Annotated in this window: 23 protein-coding genes; 2 read left to right on the forward strand and 21 right to left on the reverse strand. The window is 66.7% G+C overall.

What is annotated here, in order from left to right; translation table 11 throughout:
- The first annotated feature begins 11 nt into the window (after positions 1–11).
- Complete coding sequence (locus IB258_RS16745; protein ID WP_054455530.1) at positions 12–1040, forward strand: AraC family transcriptional regulator; 1029 nt, start codon at positions 12–14, stop codon at positions 1038–1040.
- Positions 1041–1073: 33 nt separating this feature from the next.
- Here IB258_RS16745 and IB258_RS16750 read toward each other — a convergent pair whose 3' ends face one another.
- The 3 genes from IB258_RS16750 to IB258_RS16760 all read right to left on the reverse strand — a co-directional run bounded on the left by IB258_RS16750 (position 1074) and on the right by IB258_RS16760 (position 4127).
- Entirely contained in the window at positions 1074–2405 is a 1332-nt protein-coding gene (locus tag IB258_RS16750; protein ID WP_175180346.1) for an MFS transporter, read from the reverse strand.
- A gap of 50 nt (positions 2406–2455) precedes the next feature.
- A complete protein-coding gene (locus IB258_RS16755) occupies positions 2456–3082 on the reverse strand; it encodes a glutathione S-transferase family protein (protein WP_054455527.1) in 627 nt (208 codons plus the stop codon).
- 268 nt (positions 3083–3350) lie between these two features.
- Positions 3351–4127: a Nif3-like dinuclear metal center hexameric protein gene (locus tag IB258_RS16760; protein WP_054455525.1), complete on the reverse strand. Its 777-nt coding sequence runs from the start codon at positions 4125–4127 to the stop codon at positions 3351–3353.
- 19 nt (positions 4128–4146) lie between these two features.
- Between IB258_RS16760 and IB258_RS16765 the strand changes: the two genes are divergently transcribed.
- On the forward strand, positions 4147–5307 hold the full coding sequence (locus IB258_RS16765; RefSeq protein ID WP_054455522.1) for a trypsin-like peptidase domain-containing protein: 1161 nt from the start codon (positions 4147–4149) through the stop codon (positions 5305–5307).
- A 26-nt stretch (positions 5308–5333) separates the two neighbouring features.
- Here IB258_RS16765 and IB258_RS16770 read toward each other — a convergent pair whose 3' ends face one another.
- The 18 genes from IB258_RS16770 to IB258_RS16855 form a co-directional block, all read right to left on the reverse strand.
- Entirely contained in the window at positions 5334–5702 is a 369-nt protein-coding gene (locus tag IB258_RS16770) for a helix-turn-helix domain-containing protein (protein ID WP_054455520.1), read from the reverse strand.
- 77 nt (positions 5703–5779) lie between these two features.
- Positions 5780–6571 (reverse strand): twin-arginine translocase subunit TatC, encoded by a 792-nt coding sequence (gene tatC, locus IB258_RS16775; protein ID WP_054455518.1) that lies wholly within the window; start codon positions 6569–6571, stop codon positions 5780–5782.
- Positions 6568–7092, reverse strand: coding sequence for a Sec-independent protein translocase protein TatB (gene tatB / locus IB258_RS16780; protein WP_054455516.1), 525 nt, complete (start codon positions 7090–7092; stop codon positions 6568–6570). Before tatB ends, tatC begins: the two co-directional genes overlap by 4 nt.
- 71 nt (positions 7093–7163) lie before the next feature.
- Positions 7164–7394, reverse strand: a complete 231-nt coding sequence (tatA, locus tag IB258_RS16785) for a Sec-independent protein translocase subunit TatA (protein ID WP_054455514.1) — start codon at positions 7392–7394, stop codon at positions 7164–7166.
- A 14-nt stretch (positions 7395–7408) separates the two neighbouring features.
- Positions 7409–7777 (reverse strand): histidine triad nucleotide-binding protein, encoded by a 369-nt coding sequence (locus tag IB258_RS16790; RefSeq protein ID WP_125471989.1) that lies wholly within the window; start codon positions 7775–7777, stop codon positions 7409–7411.
- A gap of 17 nt (positions 7778–7794) precedes the next feature.
- Positions 7795–8145 carry a phosphoribosyl-ATP diphosphatase gene (locus IB258_RS16795; RefSeq protein ID WP_054455510.1) on the reverse strand — a complete coding sequence of 117 codons (351 nt, stop codon included), beginning with the start codon at positions 8143–8145 and terminating at the stop codon, positions 7795–7797.
- On the reverse strand, positions 8142–8546 hold the full coding sequence (gene hisI / locus IB258_RS16800) for a phosphoribosyl-AMP cyclohydrolase (RefSeq protein ID WP_054455509.1): 405 nt from the start codon (positions 8544–8546) through the stop codon (positions 8142–8144). Before hisI ends, IB258_RS16795 begins: the two co-directional genes overlap by 4 nt.
- Positions 8547–8827: 281 nt before the next feature.
- On the reverse strand, positions 8828–9646 hold the full coding sequence (gene hisF / locus IB258_RS16805) for an imidazole glycerol phosphate synthase subunit HisF (RefSeq protein ID WP_192352927.1): 819 nt from the start codon (positions 9644–9646) through the stop codon (positions 8828–8830).
- The gene (gene hisA, locus IB258_RS16810) at positions 9643–10383 is read right to left on the reverse strand and encodes a 1-(5-phosphoribosyl)-5-[(5-phosphoribosylamino)methylideneamino]imidazole-4-carboxamide isomerase (RefSeq protein WP_054455505.1); all 741 of its coding nucleotides are present in this window, start codon (positions 10381–10383) and stop codon (positions 9643–9645) included. The genes hisF and hisA overlap by 4 nt, the downstream gene beginning before the upstream one ends.
- A 56-nt stretch (positions 10384–10439) precedes the next feature.
- Positions 10440–11135, reverse strand: a complete 696-nt coding sequence (gene hisH / locus IB258_RS16815; RefSeq protein ID WP_054455503.1) for an imidazole glycerol phosphate synthase subunit HisH — start codon at positions 11133–11135, stop codon at positions 10440–10442.
- Between the two features lie 35 nt (positions 11136–11170).
- Positions 11171–11758 carry an imidazoleglycerol-phosphate dehydratase HisB gene (gene hisB / locus IB258_RS16820; RefSeq protein ID WP_013390948.1) on the reverse strand — a complete coding sequence of 196 codons (588 nt, stop codon included), beginning with the start codon at positions 11756–11758 and terminating at the stop codon, positions 11171–11173.
- 1 nt (position 11759) lies between these two features.
- The gene (hisC, locus tag IB258_RS16825) at positions 11760–12848 is read right to left on the reverse strand and encodes a histidinol-phosphate transaminase (RefSeq protein ID WP_192352928.1); all 1089 of its coding nucleotides are present in this window, start codon (positions 12846–12848) and stop codon (positions 11760–11762) included.
- Entirely contained in the window at positions 12845–14149 is a 1305-nt protein-coding gene (hisD, locus tag IB258_RS16830) for a histidinol dehydrogenase (protein ID WP_054455499.1), read from the reverse strand. The genes hisC and hisD overlap by 4 nt, the downstream gene beginning before the upstream one ends.
- A gap of 53 nt (positions 14150–14202) precedes the next feature.
- Positions 14203–14880 (reverse strand): ATP phosphoribosyltransferase, encoded by a 678-nt coding sequence (gene hisG / locus IB258_RS16835; protein WP_054455497.1) that lies wholly within the window; start codon positions 14878–14880, stop codon positions 14203–14205.
- Complete coding sequence (gene murA, locus IB258_RS16840) at positions 14877–16142, reverse strand: UDP-N-acetylglucosamine 1-carboxyvinyltransferase (RefSeq protein WP_192352929.1); 1266 nt, start codon at positions 16140–16142, stop codon at positions 14877–14879. Before murA ends, hisG begins: the two co-directional genes overlap by 4 nt.
- On the reverse strand, positions 16142–16387 hold the full coding sequence (locus IB258_RS16845; protein WP_013390953.1) for a BolA family protein: 246 nt from the start codon (positions 16385–16387) through the stop codon (positions 16142–16144). Before IB258_RS16845 ends, murA begins: the two co-directional genes overlap by 1 nt.
- 5 nt (positions 16388–16392) lie before the next feature.
- The gene (locus tag IB258_RS16850) at positions 16393–17205 is read right to left on the reverse strand and encodes an ABC transporter permease (RefSeq protein ID WP_054455492.1); all 813 of its coding nucleotides are present in this window, start codon (positions 17203–17205) and stop codon (positions 16393–16395) included.
- Positions 17202–18014 carry an ABC transporter ATP-binding protein gene (locus IB258_RS16855; RefSeq protein WP_054455490.1) on the reverse strand — a complete coding sequence of 271 codons (813 nt, stop codon included), beginning with the start codon at positions 18012–18014 and terminating at the stop codon, positions 17202–17204. Before IB258_RS16855 ends, IB258_RS16850 begins: the two co-directional genes overlap by 4 nt.
- Between the last annotated feature and the right edge of the window lie 75 nt (positions 18015–18089).

Below are 18089 nucleotides of genomic sequence, written 5' to 3' on the forward strand. Positions count from 1 at the left end.
GTGTTCCGAGCATGCCACGCGCCCGCCAGACAGTGAATCCATCCGCCCGGCCCGCCTGTTCCGAGGCGGATCTGAACTTTGCGCCCCAGTTCCGCCCTTTCTATGCGCAGGAGATCGCAGGCTACGAGCGCGAACTGGACAAGCTGGTGCTGCCGGGCGAATTCAGGGCCCTGACCGAACCGCCCAGGCTGCTATTGCAGGCCTGCAGGCTGCGCGCGGGCGGGCTGGTGGTGAGTCTGGAGTCCACGCCGATCAGCGTGCAGCACCGCGCGGAACATGCGGCCGATCTGGAGCATGCGGAGTTCCTGGCGAGCTTTGTGATTGCCGGACACGGCGTCATCGTGCAGAACGATGCGACGCTGCCGCTGGAACCCGGCGACATCATCTTCCGCACGACCGCGCTGCCATCGGAAATCCGGATGTACACCGATTCGCGCATTGTGGTGGTCAAGGGGCCGCTGTCGCGCCTGTTGGGCGCGCACAGCCTGGCGATGTCGCAGTTCACCGCGCAGCGCGGCGTGGCCGTCCTGCCCATGGTGCAGACCGCCCATCGGTGCCTGCATCATGTGTTCTTCGACAAGGCGGAATCGAACCCGACGTCGTCGCTGTTTGCCGAACAGGCGCTGTTGGCGCTGCTGGCTTCGATCTACACCAGCCAGGCGCTGGAGAAGATACCGGGCGATGCGCGCGGGCCCGCCGACAACTGGCAGGTGCTGGCCAGCTACATCGATGCCCACATCACCGATCCGGAACTGTCGGTGCAGGCGGTGGCGGATGTGCTGCGCGTGACCACGCGCTGGGTGCACCGCTTGTTCAAGATGCGCTCGCTGCAATACACCAGCTACGTGCGTGAACGCCGTCTGCAGCTGGCCAGGGAAGCGCTGGAGGATCCGCGGCGTGCGCATGTCGAGGTCAAGGAGATCGCGGCCTCTTGCGGCTTTCAGCACGCGAGCCATTTCATCCGCCGCTTCCATGAACGCTTCGGCATGTCGCCGGCCTTGTACCGCAAGACTGCCAGAAGCGGCAACGGCGGCGCGTAGCGTCGCGCCGCCTGCTCTTGCCGTGCCTGCGCGTCAGGCGCGGCGCAGGTCCTGCGGCGTGGGCTTCATGAGAAACGCCGAGGTGCCGGCCACGATGCCGAGGAAGGCCAGATAGACGCCGACGGGAAGAATGCTGTCGAATTTCTGCACCAGCGTGGCCGAGATCAGCGGCGCCAGCCCGCCGCCGATGGCGGCCGAGAACTGGACCCCGATGGACAATCCGGAATAGCGCAGCTCTGCGGGAAACTGCGCGCTGTAGAGGCTGGATTGCGGCGCGATCATGATCGCGTAGTTGAAGGCCATGGCGACGAAGACGGCGAGACTGTATGCCATCAACGAACCGCTGCCCACCGCGAGAAAGATCGGAATGGCCATGAGTCCCAGCAGCATGCCGCCCCAGCCACAGACGCGGCGCGCGCCGATGCGGTCGGCCAGCACGCCGAACAGCGGAATGGTGAACATCAGCACGCCGGCGCCGTAGAGCAAGGCATGCAGCGCGTCGGCGCGGCTGAAGCCGAGCTTGGACACCGCGTAGGAAACCGAGAACACCAGGAATGTGTAGATCAGCGTGACCTCGGCGATCTTGCAGCCTATGCACAGCAGCAGCGATTTGCCGTGCGCGCGCAGCAGTTCACCCAGGGGCATCTTGTCTTGCACGGACTGTCTGTTGCGCGCCTTCTCGCGCTTGACCTCTTCGAATTCAGGCGATTCGTCGATGCCGTGGCGGATGAACAGGCCGACGACGATGAGCACGGCGCTGGCCAGGAACGGCAGGCGCCAGCCCCAGGACAGGAAGTCCTCTTCCGGCAGCCGCGTCACCAGCGCGAAGGAACCGACCGACAGCAGGATGCCCAGAGGCGCGCCCACCAGCGGGAGGCTGCCGAAGAATGCCTTCCATTTGGGCGGCGCGTGTTCGACCGCCATCAGCATGGCGCCGCCCATTTCGCCACCGAACGACAGCCCCTGGCCGATGCGCAGCGCCACCAGCAGCACCGCCGCCGAGATGCCGATCTGTTCATAGGTCGGCAGCAGTCCGATGAGCACCGTGCATATGCCCATCAGCAGCAGGCTGAGAGTCAGCATGGACTTGCGGCCGATGCGGTCGCCGAAATGGCCGAAGAGGATGCCGCCGATGGGCCGCGCCAGCATGCCGCTGGCGAAGGCTCCGAAGGCCGCCAGCGTGCCGGTCGCGGGATCGAACTGCGGGAAGAAAATCTTGTTGAACACCAGCGCCGCGGCGGTACCGTAGGCGAGGAAGTCGAAGGCTTCCACGGCGGTGCCGATGACCGTGGCAACGGCGACCCGGAACAGATTCGGTTTCTTGTGTGATTGGGCTATAGGCTGCGCGGCCTGGATGGCGTCCATGTCGTTCCCTCTTGTCTTGTAATAGTGGTTTTTGTCGTTGTGCGCGGGCCTCAGGGACCCGGTGGCACATACCCCGGCAACTGCTGTATGCGCTTGCGCCACGCCGCGATGGCGGGATAGGCGTCGATGTCGACGGCGGCTTCCTCGGCCAGCGCCAGGTAGCCGTAGCAGGCAATGTCGGCCACGGTCGGCGCATCGCCGCCCGCCAGCCAGGTGTGGCCCGCAAGACGCTGGTCCAGGCGTTGCAGCACGCGGTCGGTGCGGGCCTGCATGCCAGGCACGTCGAGCAAGGCCTCGCTTACGCCCAGGTGGTGCGCGGCTTCGGCGTTGCTGACGACGTGTGTCAGGCGCAGCGGCTGGAGGCTGTTGGCGATCTCGTTGGCGGATACCGACATCCAGGCATGCATGGCGCCGATGCGCGGCAGCGGCGCCAGCCATTCGGGGGCGTAGTGATGCGCCAGATGCAGCAGGATGGCGTGGCTGTCCCAGATGGCGGTGTCGCCATCGGTCAGCGCGGGGATCTGCTGGAAGGCGCTGACGCGCTCGAATTCCGCGGTCTGGTTCTTGCGGGCCAGCACGTCGACGAACCGGCTTTGGTAGTCCCGGCCGATGAGCGCAAGAAAGAGGCGCACCTTGTAGCAGTTGCCGGAGCGCGGGTGGTCGTAGAGGGTCAGCATTCAATGGCTCCGTGTGTAGGAGGCCCGGCCGGAAGGGGCCGGCAGCGGGCGGCTGCATGGAATGCTAGGGCTGTGGACTGCGTGCGGAATTGACAGGGAGAGAACCGCGATTGACCAGATGCGACGCACAGGCGCCGCCTTGATCGCGCCCTCTGGTTTTCCCCTAGCCGAGTCCTGCCGATTCGGGCACGAGCGGCGCGCACGGCCATAGCGCGCCGTGCAATGAAAACGCCCCCTTGCGGGGGCGTGTCTTTGGGGGCGCTGCCGGTTATGCTGGGTTGTCGATGTCGACGAATTCGACCTTGATACCGAAATGTTCCGCGACCGCCTGGCCCAGCGCCTGCGCGCCGTAGCGTTCGGTGGCATGGTGGCCTGCGGCGATGAAGCCCACGCCGGTTTCGCGCGCCAGGTGCACCGTGGATTCGGAGACCTCACCCGTGATGTAGGCGCTGGCGCCTGCGTCCGCCGCATCGCCCAGCATGCCTTGCGCGCCGCCCGTGCACCAGGCCACGCGCGCCAGCGGCATGTCCGGGTCGCCCACCACCAGCGGCTGGCGGCCCAGGCGCTCGGCCACGCGCTCGCCCAACTGGCCCAGCGTCGCCACGCCTTGCGCGGCGCCCAGCCAGACCAGGTTGTCGGGGCCACAGGTTTGCGGCGCGCCATCGTCGCGCAGCGCGGGCGTCAGGCCCAGCACGCGCGCCAGCTGAGCGTTGTTGCCCAGCGTAGGATGCGCGTCCAGCGGCAGATGGTAGGCGTACAGGTTCAGGTCGTTTTTCAGGGCCAGGGCCATGCGCGCGCGGCGCGTACCGATGACGCGGCGGTCCTCGTTGCGCCAGAGCCAGCCGTGGTGCACCAGCACCGCATCCGCGCCGCGCTCGACCGCCACGCGCAGCAGGGCTTCGCTGGCCGTGACTCCGGCGATAATGTGTGCGATTTCGGATCGGCCTTCCACCTGCAGCCCGTTGGGGCAATAGTCCTTGAAGCGCGCCGCTTGCAGGGTGTCGTCCAGCCAGTTGGCCAGGACGTGGGAGTCCACTTTACTCATAGCTAGTCCTATCAGAATCATGCGCCGATATTGGCTGATCTTTGCTCAGGCCGTCACGGTCTGCCTGGGTATTCTATTCGTCGTGACGACCTTGCGGCCCGACCTGCTGCGGCTGGCCGGACCTGCGGCGGGGCCGCAGTCCGCAGCGGCCGCCGCAAGACCGCCCGCTGCGCGCACCCAGGCCACGGCGTCCTATGCCGAGGGCGTGGCCCGCGCGGCTCCTTCCGTGGTCAACGTATACACCACCAAGCACGTTAACGTGCCGCTGATTCCGCTGCCCGACGATCCGGTGCTGCGCCAGTTCTTTGGCCAGGTGCCCGGCGTGACCCGGCGGCAGGCCTCGACCAGCCTGGGGTCCGGCGTGATCGTGAACCAGGACGGCTACGTGCTGACCAACTACCACGTGGTGCAGGCCGCGGAAGCGATCGAGGTTGCGCTGTCCGACGGCCGCCGCGATACCGCGAAAGTGGTGGGCGCGGATCCGGACACCGATCTGGCCGTGCTGAAGCTGGCCACCTTGCGCGCCCTGCCCGCTGCCACGCTGGCGCCGGACCGGGGCTTGCGCGTGGGCGACGTGGTGCTGGCCATCGGCAATCCGTTCGGCGTGGGGCAGACCACCACGCTGGGCATCGTGTCGGCGCTGGGCCGCAACGGACTGGGCCTGAACACCTACGAGAACTTCATTCAGACCGACGCGGCGATCAACCCCGGCAATTCCGGCGGCGCGCTGGTCGACGCCGCCGGCAATCTGGTGGGCATCAACACCGCCATTTATTCCGAATCAGGCGGGTCGATGGGCATAGGCTTCGCCACCCCCATCGAGATCGCGCGCAAGGTCATGGACGAGATCGTCAAGACCGGCGCGGTCAAGCGCGGCTGGCTGGGCGTGGAGCCGCAGGACGTGACCCCGGAGCTGGCACGCGCCTTTGGGCTGGACCGCGACACCACCGGCGTGATCATCGCTGGCGTGATGCGCGACGGGCCGGCGGCGCGCGGCGGCCTGCGGGTGGGCGACATCGTGCAGTCGGTCAACGGCAAGCGGATGATGGATACCGCCAGCCTGCTGTCGGAGATCGCGCAGCTGCCGCCGGGCCAGAGCGCCAAGCTGGGAATATTGCGCAGCGGCAAGCCGGCCGAGCTGGCCGTGGTGGTGGGTACGCGCCCGGGCAAGCCGCGCTAGGACGGGGCCGGGTCCGCGAACGGAGCTCAGGTCGCGGCGGGGTCTTTGGCCATCAGGCGCACCGCCGACAGGATGGCTTTCTTGGTGCTTTCGGATTGGGTGCGCAGCAGCGCCCATATTTCCGTGCAATAGCCGTCCGGGGCATGGTCCGGGGGGAATGCGCTGTCTTGCGGTGTATCCCCACCCGGCCCCACGCCGTCGGTCAGCCACGGCACGCTGGTGTCCAGCGCCCGCGCCAGCCGCAGCAAGGTGGCGCGAGACGGCGAGTAGCAGTCTTCGCGCATGAGGATCCGATGGATGCACGATTGCGGCACGCCGGAAATGCGCGCCAGCTGGTTCTGGCTTTTGATGCCGCGCCAGCGCATCAGGGTATGCAGTCTTTGGGCGAGTGACATAAGGGCAATGTAGAGTTGCCGCAGGCCGCCCACAAGGTGAAACGGTCCTGCTTTGTGGGCAGGACCGTCCGAAGGGATCAGTGGCGTTCTGTCAGCGAGTCCGAACCGGCCTCGCTCTCTGCTTCTGGTTTGGGCGTGACCAGCCGGGCGCAGATCAGCCCGACCTCATACAGCAGGCACAAAGGCACTGCCAGCATGAACTGGCTGACCACGTCGGGCGGCGTGACCACGGCGGCGATGATGAAGGCCCCCACCACCACGTAGCCGCGCGCTGCCTTCAGCTTGGACAGTTCGACCACGCCCATCTTCACCAGCAGCACCACGGCCACGGGCACTTCGAAGGTGATGCCGAAGGCCATGAACATCGTCATGACGAAGCTCAGGTAGGCCTCGATGTCCGGCGCGGGCGTGATGGACTGCGGCGCGAACGTGGCGATGAAGTGGAACACCGTGCGGAACACCACGAAATAGCAGAACGCCATGCCCGCGATGAACAGAAAAGTGCTGGAAACGATAAGCGGCAGCGCCAGGCGCTTTTCATGCCGGTACAGGCCGGGCGCCACGAAGGCCCAGGCCTGGTACAGCACCACAGGCAGCGCCAGGATGAACGCAGCCATCATCGTGACCTTGACGGGCACCATGAACGGCGTGATGACGCCGGTGGCGATCATGCGCGTGCCTTCGGGCAGCGAAGCCAGCATCGGCTGGGCCAGCACGTCGTAGATGGCCGACGCGCCGGGGTAGATGAACAGCACGATGAATATGCCGATCACGGCGGCGGCGGCGCGCAGCAGGCGGGTGCGCAGCTCGACCAGGTGGGAGATGAAGGTCTCCTGCTGGCCTTCTTCTTGGGAGGCGTCCTGGGTCACGTCGGGGTTCCGGAGGGCGCAACGGGCTTGGCGGCGGGCGCGGCGTCGTCGGCCTTGGGCGCGCTGGGCGCGGGTTGTTGGGTTGCGGCAGGCGCAGGCGCAGCCACCGGCGGCAGATCCAGGTCCAGGCTGTGGTTCTGGCCGGGCGGCGGCGCGATGCTGCGTTCGGGATCGGCAGGCGTTTCGCTGGCCACGGCCGGTTCGGCCTTGATGTTGGCTTCGCGCGCGACTTCGTCGAGTTCCGCGCGGAACTGCTGGACGGGTTCCTGCAGCGAGGCCTGGGTTTCGTTCAGCGACTTCTGCACGCCCTGGGCGGCATCTTCCATTTCGCTCTTGAACTTGCGCAGTTCGTCGAGCTCGATTTCGCGCTGGATATCGGATTTCACGTCATTGACGTAACGCTGCGCGCGCCCGAGCAGGTGGCCGACGGTGCGGGCAACCTTGGGCAGGCGTTCGGGGCCGATGACGATCAGGGCGATGACGCCGATCACCATCAGTTCAGTGAAGCTGACATCAAACATTCGACGGCCGCTCGGGAGTGGATGCAATAAGGGCCGGCCTGTTCAGGACGGCCCGGGAGCCGAGCAGGCGCTCAGGAGTTGGATTTTTCCTTGGCCTGCACGTCGATGGTGTCGCCGGAGACGCGTTGTTGCGCGATCGGTTCGGCCGGCTTGTCGCCGCCGTTGGCGTCCTTCATGCCTTCCTTGAAGCCCTTGACCGCGCCGCCGAGGTCCGAGCCGATGTTGCGCAGCTTCTTGGTGCCGAAAATCAGCGCCACGATGACCAGGACAACCAACCAATGCCAGATGCTGAAACTACCCATGATGTTTCTCCGAATTACGCGTTGGGGGCCACGCGCCCTTTCCAGGGTCGCGAGCCGCCGATGATGTGGAAATGCAGATGCGGGACTTCCTGGCCGCCTTCGACGCCAGAATTGATCATGATGCGAAATCCGCCATCAGGGCCCGGATTGCAACCGTTTTCAGCGGCTAACCGCGGCGCTAACGACATCATTCTACCCAACCATTCTGCGTCCTCCCCCTTAATATCCTGCATGGATGTGACATGACGTCGAGGGATCAGCAATAAATGTACCGGCGCGGCCGGATTAATGTCGTGGAACGCAACAAAGTCCTCGTCCTCGTAGATTTTCTTGGACGGGATGTCGCCAGCGGCGATCTTGCAGAAAATACAGTTGTTGCTCATTTTTCCGGGTTCCGTGTTCAATCTTGCGGGCGGCTTGCCTTTTCCACCAGGCCGGACAGGCCCTCGCGGCGAGCCAGTTCGGCCAGTACGTCTTCGGGCCGAAGCTTGAAATGGGTCAAGGCCACCAGGCAATGGAACCACAGGTCGGCGGTTTCGCTGACGATGCGGTCGGGCACGCCGTCCTTGGCGGCCATGACCAGTTCGGTGGCTTCTTCGCCGATCTTCTTGAGGAAGGCGTCCGGGCCTTTGGCCAGCAGCTTGGCGGAATAGGAGGCTTGGGGATCGCCGCCGTTTTCGGGACGGCGGGTTTCCAGGGTATCGGCGATGCGCGCGAGGATTTCGGCGGCGCTTGCGGCTTGAGCGGTCATTTGTAGATCAGTTCGGGGTCTTTCAGCACGGGGTCCACCGTGATCCAGGATGCCTGGTCGGTCTGGCCTTCCAGGCGGCGGTAGAAGCAGCTGGCGCGCCCTGTATGGCAGGCGATGCCGCCTTGCTGGTGGATCTTGAGCAGGATCACGTCGCCGTCGCAGTCCAGGCGCAGTTCATGGACTTCCTGGGCATGGCCGGACTCTTCGCCCTTGCGCCAGAGGCGCTGGCGGGAACGCGACCAGTAAACGGCGCGCCCGGTGGCGGCCGTTTCGGCGAGCGATTCGCGGTTCATCCAGGCCACCATCAGGATCTGGCCGTTTTCGGCGTCCTGCGCGATGGCGGGTATCAGGCCGTTTTCGTCGAAGACGACATCGGCCATCCAGGCGGGTTCGTTGCTCATCTCATTCATCCGTTGTCCTCGCGCGGCGCCTTGCAGGCCGCCACTGGCGCGTGGGGACTCATAATCTTACGGCAATACCTTGTTGCACGCCTGAGAGGGGCTTCCCAAACTGATCCAGACTATCCCCAATCCAGGCCAGCCGAGCTGGGTTTTTCAATGCGTGCCAAGCAATCCGGCCTATGCAATTCGAGGCGCCACACAAACGGGGCCGCGCGGAGCCGGGCTCTGCCGGTCCGCTGCGGCGCCCCCTGGGGGGAAGCGCCGCAGGCGCTTCGGGGGGGCTACATCCGGACCGGGATGCCCTGCTCAGTCATGAAGCGCTTGCACTCGCCCACAGTGTGCTGGCCGAAGTGGAAGATGCTGGCGGCCAGCACCGCGCTGGCGCGGCCGGTGGTGACGCCGTCGGCCAGATGCTGCAGGTTGCCCACGCCGCCGGAGGCGATGACGGGCACGGGCACGGCGTCCGAGACGGCGCGGGTGAGTTCCAGGTCGAAACCGGACTTGGTGCCGTCACGGTCCATGCTGGTCAGCAGGATTTCGCCGGCGCCGTAGGCGGCCATGCGGCGCGCCCAGGCCACGGCGTCCAGCCCGGTGGCCTTGCGGCCGCCGTGGGTGAAGACTTCCCAGCGGGCGGGTTCGCCCGCGGCCGAGACGCGGCGCGCGTCGATCGCCACCACCACGCATTGCGAGCCGTGGTAGTCCGAGGCGGCCCGGACCAGTTCCGGATTGGCCACGGCGGCGCTGTTGATGCTGATCTTGTCGGCGCCGGCATTCAGCAGGCGCTGGATGTCGGACACCTGGCGCACGCCGCCGCCCACCGTCAGCGGAATGAAGACCTGCGAGGCCACCTGCTCGATGATGGGCAGGATCAGGTCGCGGCCGTCGCTGGTGGCGGTGATGTCGAGGAAGGTGAGTTCGTCGGCGCCCTGTTCGTTGTAGCGGCGGGCGATCTCGACGGGGTCGCCCGCGTCGAGCAGGTTGACGAAGTTCACGCCCTTGACCACGCGGCCCGCGGTGACGTCAAGGCAGGGAATGATGCGGCGGGTCAGCGCGCTTTGCACGGGCGCGCCGGCCGCGGGGGTGCTGCTGGAGGTGGTCATTTTGCCAGTTCGTCGGCGCGTGCCTGCGCCGCTTGGAAGTCGAGCGTGCCTTCGTAGATGCTGCGGCCCAGGATGGCGCCTTCGACGCCGTCTTCCTCGACGGCGCAGAGAGCTTCGATGTCCTGGATGCCGGCGATGCCGCCCGATGCGTAGACCGGGATGCGCACGTGCTGGGCCAGGCGGACCGTGGCTTCGACGTTGACGCCGGACAGCATGCCGTCGCGGCCGATGTCCGTGTAGATGATGGCTTCGCAGCCGTAGTCCTCGAACTTCTTGGCCAGATCGAGCACGTCGTGGCGGGTCAGCTTGCTCCAGCCGTCGGTGGCGATCTTGCCGTCGCGGGCGTCCAGGCCGACGATGATCTGGCCCGGGAAGGCGCCGCAGGCGTCCTGCAGGAAGCCGGGATTCTTGACCGCGGCCGTGCCGATGATCACGTAGGAGATGCCGGCGTCGAGGTAGCGTTCGATGGTGTCGAGGTCGCGGATGCCGCCGCCGATCTGCACGGGGATGTCGTCGCCGACAGCGTCCAGGATCGCCTTGATGGGGGCTTCGTTCTTGGGTTTGCCGGCGACGGCGCCGTTCAGGTCGACCAGATGCAGGCGGCGAGCGCCTTGGTCGAGCCAGCGTGTGGCCATGGCGGCGGGGTCTTCAGAGAACACCGTTGCATCGTCCAGGTCACCCTGGCGCAGGCGCACGCAGCGCCCGTCTTTGAGATCGATGGCGGGGATCAGCAGCATGGTGGGCAGCGAAAAAATATATGGGTTGAAAGGGCTGGCGGGCGTGGGCTCGGAGCCTACGGCTGCCAGTCTACAAAATTGCGATACAGGCGCAAACCGTGCTCGGCGCTCTTTTCGGGATGAAACTGCACCGCGAAAATGTTAGCTGCCGCCACCGCGCAGGTAAAGGCAAGGCCATACTCGGTTTCACCAACAGTCAGGTCCGGATCTTCCGGGTCGGCGTAGTAGCTATGGACGAAATAGAAGTGCGTTTCGTCCGGAATGCCGGCCCAGATAGGATGAGAGCGCGTCTGGCGCACTTTGTTCCATCCCATGTGCGGGACCTTGAGGCGCTCGGGGCGGGTGTCGGCCAGTCCGGCGCCGCCGGCGTCGGTCAGGCAGGCCGCGTCATCGCTGACGGGATCGGCAAAGCCGGGGCCCGAGAAGCGGCGCACCACGCCGGGGAACAGCCCCAGGCAGGAGGTGCCGCCTTCCTCGCTGGAATCGAACAGCATCTGTTCGCCCACGCAGACGCCCAGCAGAGGCTTCTCGCGCGCGGCGCGCACCACGGCCTCGCGCAGGCCGGATTCGTTCAGGGTGCGCATGCAGTCCGCCATGGCGCCCTGGCCGGGAAACACGACGCGGTCGGCCGCGGCGATTTCCTGGGGCTGGCTGCAGATGCGGATGTCGGCATCGGGGGCGGCGTATTTCAGGGCGCGGGCGACGGAATGGAAATTGCCCATTCCGTAGTCGACGATGGCGATAGTGGTCACTTCTTTCTGCCTGCTGCGGGTGGATGGCGGAGGTGTTACAGCACGCCCTTGGTGGAGGGCACGACGTCGCCCATGCGGGGATCGACTTCCATGGCCATGCGCAGGGCGCGGCCACAGGCCTTGAAGACCGTTTCCGCCTGGTGGTGGGCGTTGACGCCGCGCAGGTTGTCGATGTGCAGCGTGATCAGGGCGTGGTTGACCAGGCCCTGGAAGAATTCGCGCGTCAGGTCCACGTCGAAGTCGCCGATGCGGGCGCGGGTGAAGGGGATGTGGTATTCCAGGCCCGGGCGGCCGGAGAAGTCCACCACCACGCGCGACAGCGCTTCGTCCAGCGGCACGTAGGCGTGACCGTAGCGGCGCAGGCCGGCCTTGGTGCCGACCGCCTTGGCGATGGCCATGCCCAGCGTGATGCCCACGTCTTCCACCGTATGGTGCGCGTCGATGTGCAGATCGCCTTCCGCCTTGATGTCGAGGTCGATCAGGCCGTGGCGGGCGATCTGGTCCAGCATGTGGTCCAGGAACGGCACGCCGGTGTCGATCGTCTGCTTGCCGGTGCCGTCGATATTGACGGCCACGCGGATGCGGGTTTCGTTGGTGTTGCGGGTGATCTCAGCGGTACGCATGTTAAGCACTCAAAATCTCTTGCAGGGCGGATAGCAAGGCGGCGTTTTCGGCCGGGGCGCCCACCGAGATGCGCAGGCAGTTGGCCAGCAGCGGATGGGCGTTGGAGAAGTTGCGAATCAATATTTTGCGCGTTTTCAGGGCAAGATGCACGGCGTTGCCGTCCAGCTTGCCGGAAAAGCGGGCAAGAACGAAGTTGCCGGCGGAAGGGAATACCCGCACCCCGGGCAGTTGGGCCAGGGCGGCGGCCAGCGGTTCGCGGTCTGCACGCAGGCGGGCGGCCTGTTCGTCCAGCACCGGCTTGTGGCGCAGCACGGCCGACAGCGTGGCCTGGGTCAGCACGTCCAGGTTGTAGGGCGGGCGGACCTTGTTCAGTTCCGCGATCCAGGCTGGGTGGCCGGCCAGGTAGCCGAAGCGCAGGCCGGCCAGGCCGATCTTGGACACCGTGCGCATGACGACCACGTTCGGCGCGTCCAGCACCTGCGGCATCCAGGTGTGGCCGGCGAAGGGCTGGTAGGCCTCGTCCAGCACCACCAGGCCGGGGGCGGCGGCGATGATGGCCGCTACATCCTCATCGGACCAGAGGCCGCCGGTGGGGTTATTGGGCACGGCCAGGAACACCACCTTGGGCTGGTGTTCCTGGATGGCGGCCAGCATGGCCGGCAAGTCCAGGGTCAGGTCGGCCGTCAGCGGCACGCCGACGAAGCGGGCGTGGTCGAAGCGCGCGGCCATGTCGAAGTAGACGAACGACGGCCAGGGCGACAGCACCGTGTCACCCGGATTGCAGCAGGCCTGCACCACGATGTGGATGAGCTCGTCCGAGCCGTTGCCGAACAGCACGTCTGCCCCATCCGGCACGCCGAAGGCCGTTTTCACGGCCGCTTGCAGCGCCGACAGGTCAGCCGCGGGGTAACGGTTCAGCGGCGTGTCGCGCACGGCGCGGGCGATGTCGTCGCGAACCGCCTCGGGCAGTTCGTAGGGGCATTCCATGGCGTCGAGCTTGATGCAGCCCTCGGCATGGGCCACGGGATAGGCGGCCAGCTCGCGGATGTCCGCCCGGACGGTGCCGGCGATGCGGCCCGGCACGCTCATGGCTGGTCGATCCGGTATTGGGCGCTGGCGGCATGCGCCTGCAGGCCCTCGCCCAGCGCCAGTTCGGCGGCGATGCGGCCCAGCTTCTGGGCGCCCTGGTGCGAAACCTGGATCAGGCTGGAGCGCTTCTGGAAGTCATAGACGCCCAGCGGCGAGGAAAAGCGCGCAGTGCGCGAGGTCGGCAGCACGTGGTTGGGACCGGCGCAGTAGTCGCCCAGCGATTCGGAGCTGAAGCGGCCCATGAAGATGGCGCCTGCGTGGCGGATCTGCGCGGTCCATTTTTCGGGGTTCTCGGTGGAGATCTCGAGGTGCTCGGGCGCGATGTCGTTGGCGATCCGGCAGGCTTCTTCGAGATCCTGGACCAGGATCAGCGCGCCGCGGTTGGCCAGGCTGACGCGCAGGATGTCGGCGCGCGGCATGGTGGGCAACAGGCGTTCGATCGAGGCCTGCACTTCTTCGATGAAGGCGGCGTCCGGGCACAGCAGGATGGATTGCGCCAGTTCATCGTGCTCGGCCTGGGAGAACAGGTCCATGGCGATCCAGTCGGCCGGTGTCTTGCCGTCGCAGATGACCAGGATTTCGCTGGGGCCGGCGATCATGTCGATGCCGACCACGCCGAACACGCGGCGCTTGGCGGCGGCGACGTAGGCGTTGCCCGGGCCGACGATCTTGTCCACGGCCGGCACGGTGGCGGTGCCGTAGGCCAGCGCGCCCACGGCCTGCGCGCCGCCGATGGCGAAGACGCGGTCCACGCCGGCGATGGCCGCGGCGGCCAGCACGATGGGATTGCGCACGCCGTCCGGCGTGGGCGTGACCATGACCAGTTCCTGCACGCCCGCGACCTTGGCCGGAATGGCGTTCATCAGCACCGAGGACGGATAGGCGGCCTTGCCGCCGGGCACATACAGGCCCACGCGGTCCAGCGGAGTCACCTGCTGGCCCAGCATGGTGCCGTCGGCATCCGTATAGGTCCAGGTCTCGGCGCGCTGGCGTTCGTGGTAGCTGCGCACGCGGTCGGCGGCGGCTTCCAGCGCGTTGCGCTGAGCGGCGGGCAGCGCGGCCAGGGCCGCCTGCCAGTCCGCCTTGGGGATCTCCAGCGTCTGGGCCGATGCGCCGGGCATGCGGTCAAAGCGCTGCGTGTATTCCACCAGCGCGGCGTCGCCGCGGGCGCGCACGTCGGCCAGGATGCCGGCCGCGGCGCGGTCGATGGATTCGTCCTCGGTGGCTTCGAAGGCCAGCAGCGTGGACAGGGCGGATTTGAATCCGGGATCGCGGGAGTCGAGACGATTGATCAGGGCCATGGCGTCATGGAGCAAGCAGGTAACGGCCGCCGCGGCGTCGCGGCGGGCGAGGGTCAGGCGTTGCGGGCAGCGGCTCTTTCGAAGGCGTCCAGCAGCGGTTGCAGGCGGGCGCCGCGGGTCTTCAGCGCGGCCTGGTTGACGATCAGGCGCGAGGAGATCGGCATGATGTCTTCCACCGCGACCAGGTCGTTGGCGCGCAGGGTGCCGCCGGTGGACACCAGGTCCACGATGCAGTCGGCCAGTCCCACCAGCGGCGCCAGTTCCATCGAACCATACAGCTTGATGATGTCCACGTACACACCCTTGGCCGCGAAGTGTTCACGGGCTGACTGCACGTATTTGGTGGCCACGCGCAAACGCGCGCCCTGGTGGACGGCGCCTTCGTAGTCGAAGCCCTTGCGCACGGCCACGGCCAGGCGGCACTTGGCGATGTTCAGGTCGATCGGCTGATACAGGCCGCCGGGCTGCTCCTTGGCGTGCTCGATGAGCACGTCCTTGCCCGCGATGCCGAGGTCGGCCGCGCCGTACTGCACATAGGTGGGCACGTCCGAGGCGCGCACGATGATCAGGCGCAGGCCGGGGTCGCTGGTGGGCAGGATCAGCTTGCGCGAGCTTTCGGGATTCTCGGGGACTTCGATGCCGGCCTCGGCCAAGAGCGGCATGGTTTCTTCGAAGATGCGCCCTTTGGACAGGGCCAGGGTCAAGGGGGGGATGACGGTGGCATCGTTCATGCCTGTTCCTTGGTGACGCGTTGGATGTTCGCGCCCAGGGCGCGCAGTTTGACTTCCATCTGGTCGTAGCCGCGATCCAGGTGGTAGATGCGGTCGACCAGGGTTTCGCCTTCGGCCGCGAGGCCGGCGATGACCAGGCTGGCCGAGGCGCGCAGGTCGGTGGCCATGACGGTGGCGCCCGACAGCTTCGGCACGCCGCGCACGATGGCGGTGTGGCCGTCGATGTCGATGTCCGCGCCCATGCGGCGCAGTTCCTGCACGTGCATGTAGCGGTTTTCGAAGATGGTCTCGACGACGACCGAGGTGCCTTCGGCCACGGCGTTCAGCGCCATGACCTGGGCCTGCATGTCGGTGGCGAAGCCGGGGTACTCCAGCGTGCGAAAGCCCACGGCGCGAGGGCGCGAGGACATGGCGCAGCGGATCCAGTCGGGGCCGGTCTCGATGGTGAGGCCGGCCTCGGTCAGCTTGCCCAGCGTGGCGCCGAGGATGTCCGCGTCGGTATTGCGCAGGACGATGTCGCCGCCCGCCGCGCCGACAGCGCACAGGAAGGTGCCGGCTTCGATGCGGTCGGAGATGACGCGGTGTTCGGCGCCATGCAGGCGCTCGACGCCGTCGATCACGATGCGGCTGGTGCCGTGGCCCTGGATGCGAGCGCCCATCTTGATGAGCAGTTCGGCCAGGTCCACCACTTCCGGTTCGCAGGCGGCGTTTTCCAGCACGGTCCGGCCTTCGGCCAGCACGGCGGCCATTAGCAGGTTCTCGGTGCCGGTGACGGTGACCATGTCGGTGCGCACGGAGGCGCCCTTCAGGCGCTTGGCGCGCGCCACCACGAAGCCGTGTTCGATGCTGATTTCCGCGCCGAGCGCGGCCAGGCCCTTGATGTGCTGGTCCACGGGGCGCTGGCCAATGCTGCAGCCGCCGGGCAGGCTGACGCGGGCTTCGCCGAAGCGCGCCAGCAGAGGGCCCAGCACCAGGATGGACGCCCGCATGGTCTTGACCAGATCGTAGGGAGCTTCCAGCTTGTCGACCTGGTTGGCCTGCAGCGTGACCGTGCCGTCCGCGTCACGCTCGGCGCGCATGCCCATGCGGCCCAGCAGGCGCAGCATGGTGGCCGTGTCGTTCAGGTGCGGCACGTTGCTGAGGGTCAGCACGTCGGCGGTCAGCAGGCCTGCGCACAGGATGGGCAGGGCCGAGTTCTTGGCGCCGGAGATGGAGATTTCGCCTTGCAGGCGCGAACCTCCGGTGATGCGTAGCTTGTCCATTACTTGCCTGCTTGCTGGTATTCGGCGGGAGTCAGGGTGCGCATGGACAGCGCATGGATCTCGGCCTTCATGCGGTCGCCGAGCGCGGCATAGACCAGCTGGTGGCGCTGGATCAGGCGCTTGCCTTCGAATGCAGTGCTGACGATGACCGCGTCGAAATGCGAGCCGTCGCCTTGCACGTCTAGGTGTTCACAGGGCAGGCCGTCCGCGATGTATTGGCGGACTTGCGCGGGAGTGGGAAGCATGGACGTCAGTTCCTGAGTTTGTAGCCGCTGGCCAGTAGCCGCAGCGCATAGAGCGATAGCGCGAGGAACACCCCCGTCACCACCGCCAGGCTGCGCCAGGGGGAGACGTCCGACACCGAGAAGAATCCGTAGCGGAAGCCGTCGATGGTGTAGAAGATGGGGTTCCAATGGGACACGCCCTGCCAGAAGGCGGGGAGCGTGTGGATGGAATAGAACACGCCGGACAGGAAGGTGGCCGGCATGATGAGGAAGTTCTGGAAGGCCGCGAGCTGGTCGAATTTTTCGGACCAGAGGCCCGCGATCAGGCCCAGCACGCCCATGATGCCGCAGGCCAGCACGGCGAAGACGGCCAGCCACAGCGGGTGGGTGGGAATCAGCGACACGAAGAACAGCGCCACCACCCACACGCACAGCCCGACCGCGAGGCCGCGCACGATCGCCGCCAGCACATAGGCGGCGAAGATGTCGCGGTGCGACAGCGGCGGCAGCAGCATGAAGACCAGGTTGCCCGTGATGCGGCTCTGGATCAGCGACGACGAGGGATTGGCGAAGGCGTTCTGCAGCATGCTCATCATCATGAGCCCGGGAATCAGGAACGCCGTGTAGGGCACGCTGCCATACACCATGACGCGCCCTTCCAGCACGTGGGCGAAGACCAGCAGGTACAGCAGCGCGGTGATGACGGGCGCGGCGATGGTCTGGAAGCTGACTTTCCAGAAGCGCAGCAATTCCTTGCGCAGCAAGGTCGGGAAGCCGGAGCCCGCATCCAGGCGGGGCTGCACCAGCGGCTGGCTGGCGGTCGCGGCGGGCTGGGTCATGACGAGATCTCTTCGGGTTGCAGGGCGGGCGCGGGTTGCTCGTCGCCTTCGTGCATGATGCGCACGAAGGCGTCTTCCAGGTCGACCCCGCCGACGCGGGCCATCAGGGCCTGGGTGGTGTCCAGCGCCACGATGCGGCCGCGCTTGAGCATGGCGATGCGGCCGCACAGGGCTTCCGCTTCTTCCAGGTAGTGGGTGGTCAGCATGATGGTGTGGCCGGCCTTGTTCAGGCGCGAAATGAATTCCCACAGCGTGCGCCGGAGGTCCACGTCGACGCCGGCGGTGGGTTCGTCCAGCACGATCACGGGCGGGCGGTGCACCAGCGCCTGGGCCACCAGCACGCGGCGCTTCATGCCGCCGGACAGCGCCCGCATATTGGAGTTGGCCTTGTCGGCCAGCCCCAGGTTGAACAGGATTTCGTCGATCCAGTCGTCGTTCTTGCGCAGGCCGAAATAGCCGGACTGGATGCGCAGGGTCTCGCGCACCGTGAAGAACGGGTCGTAGACCAGCTCTTGCGGCACCACGCCCAAAGCCCGCCGCGCCGACTTGTAGTCGGCCACGACGTCGTATCCACAGACCGTGGCGCGGCCCGAACTGGCGTGCGCCAAGCCGGCCAGGATCGAGATCAGCGTGGTCTTGCCGGCGCCATTGGGGCCGAGCAGGCCGAAGAATTCGCCGTGCTCGATATTCAGGCTGACATTGTCCAGCGCCTGGAAGCCGGCGGCGGGCGCGCGCCCGAGCAGCTTCTGCCAGCCGCGCTGGCGCGGGGAGTAGACCTTGGAGACGTTTTCTAGACTGACGGCGGACATGACGGCGGGAGATGGCCCGAAAAGAGCGAATTGATCATTATATAAGCGCGTCGCTGCCGTTCCGGCCGGTAGCCC

It is taken from the genome of Achromobacter sp. ACM02 (assembly GCF_014851605.1).
In the GTDB taxonomy this organism is placed as follows: domain Bacteria; phylum Pseudomonadota; class Gammaproteobacteria; order Burkholderiales; family Burkholderiaceae_B; genus Achromobacter; species Achromobacter aegrifaciens.

Bases quoted from the DNA above. Each gene is read 5' to 3' on its own strand.
- IB258_RS16745 (WP_054455530.1), top strand. From the start codon at position 12: ATGCCACGCGCCCGCCAGACAGTGAATCCATCCGCCCGGCCCGCCTGT.
- IB258_RS16750 (WP_175180346.1), bottom strand. From the start codon at position 2,405: ATGGACGCCATCCAGGCCGCGCAGCCTATAGCCCAATCACACAAGAAA.
- IB258_RS16755 (WP_054455527.1), bottom strand. From the start codon at position 3,082: ATGCTGACCCTCTACGACCACCCGCGCTCCGGCAACTGCTACAAGGTG.
- IB258_RS16760 (WP_054455525.1), bottom strand. From the start codon at position 4,127: ATGAGTAAAGTGGACTCCCACGTCCTGGCCAACTGGCTGGACGACACC.
- IB258_RS16765 (WP_054455522.1), top strand. From the start codon at position 4,147: ATGCGCCGATATTGGCTGATCTTTGCTCAGGCCGTCACGGTCTGCCTG.
- IB258_RS16770 (WP_054455520.1), bottom strand. From the start codon at position 5,702: ATGTCACTCGCCCAAAGACTGCATACCCTGATGCGCTGGCGCGGCATC.
- tatB (WP_054455516.1), bottom strand. From the start codon at position 7,092: ATGTTTGATGTCAGCTTCACTGAACTGATGGTGATCGGCGTCATCGCC.
- tatA (WP_054455514.1), bottom strand. From the start codon at position 7,394: ATGGGTAGTTTCAGCATCTGGCATTGGTTGGTTGTCCTGGTCATCGTG.
- IB258_RS16790 (WP_125471989.1), bottom strand. From the start codon at position 7,777: ATGAGCAACAACTGTATTTTCTGCAAGATCGCCGCTGGCGACATCCCG.
- IB258_RS16795 (WP_054455510.1), bottom strand. From the start codon at position 8,145: ATGACCGCTCAAGCCGCAAGCGCCGCCGAAATCCTCGCGCGCATCGCC.
- hisI (WP_054455509.1), bottom strand. From the start codon at position 8,546: ATGAGCAACGAACCCGCCTGGATGGCCGATGTCGTCTTCGACGAAAAC.
- hisF (WP_192352927.1), bottom strand. From the start codon at position 9,646: ATGACCACCTCCAGCAGCACCCCCGCGGCCGGCGCGCCCGTGCAAAGC.
- hisA (WP_054455505.1), bottom strand. From the start codon at position 10,383: ATGCTGCTGATCCCCGCCATCGATCTCAAAGACGGGCGCTGCGTGCGC.
- hisB (WP_013390948.1), bottom strand. From the start codon at position 11,758: ATGCGTACCGCTGAGATCACCCGCAACACCAACGAAACCCGCATCCGC.
- hisC (WP_192352928.1), bottom strand. From the start codon at position 12,848: ATGAGCGTGCCGGGCCGCATCGCCGGCACCGTCCGGGCGGACATCCGC.
- hisD (WP_054455499.1), bottom strand. From the start codon at position 14,149: ATGGCCCTGATCAATCGTCTCGACTCCCGCGATCCCGGATTCAAATCC.
- hisG (WP_054455497.1), bottom strand. From the start codon at position 14,880: ATGAACGATGCCACCGTCATCCCCCCCTTGACCCTGGCCCTGTCCAAA.
- murA (WP_192352929.1), bottom strand. From the start codon at position 16,142: ATGGACAAGCTACGCATCACCGGAGGTTCGCGCCTGCAAGGCGAAATC.
- IB258_RS16845 (WP_013390953.1), bottom strand. From the start codon at position 16,387: ATGCTTCCCACTCCCGCGCAAGTCCGCCAATACATCGCGGACGGCCTG.
- IB258_RS16850 (WP_054455492.1), bottom strand. From the start codon at position 17,205: ATGACCCAGCCCGCCGCGACCGCCAGCCAGCCGCTGGTGCAGCCCCGC.
- IB258_RS16855 (WP_054455490.1), bottom strand. From the start codon at position 18,014: ATGTCCGCCGTCAGTCTAGAAAACGTCTCCAAGGTCTACTCCCCGCGC.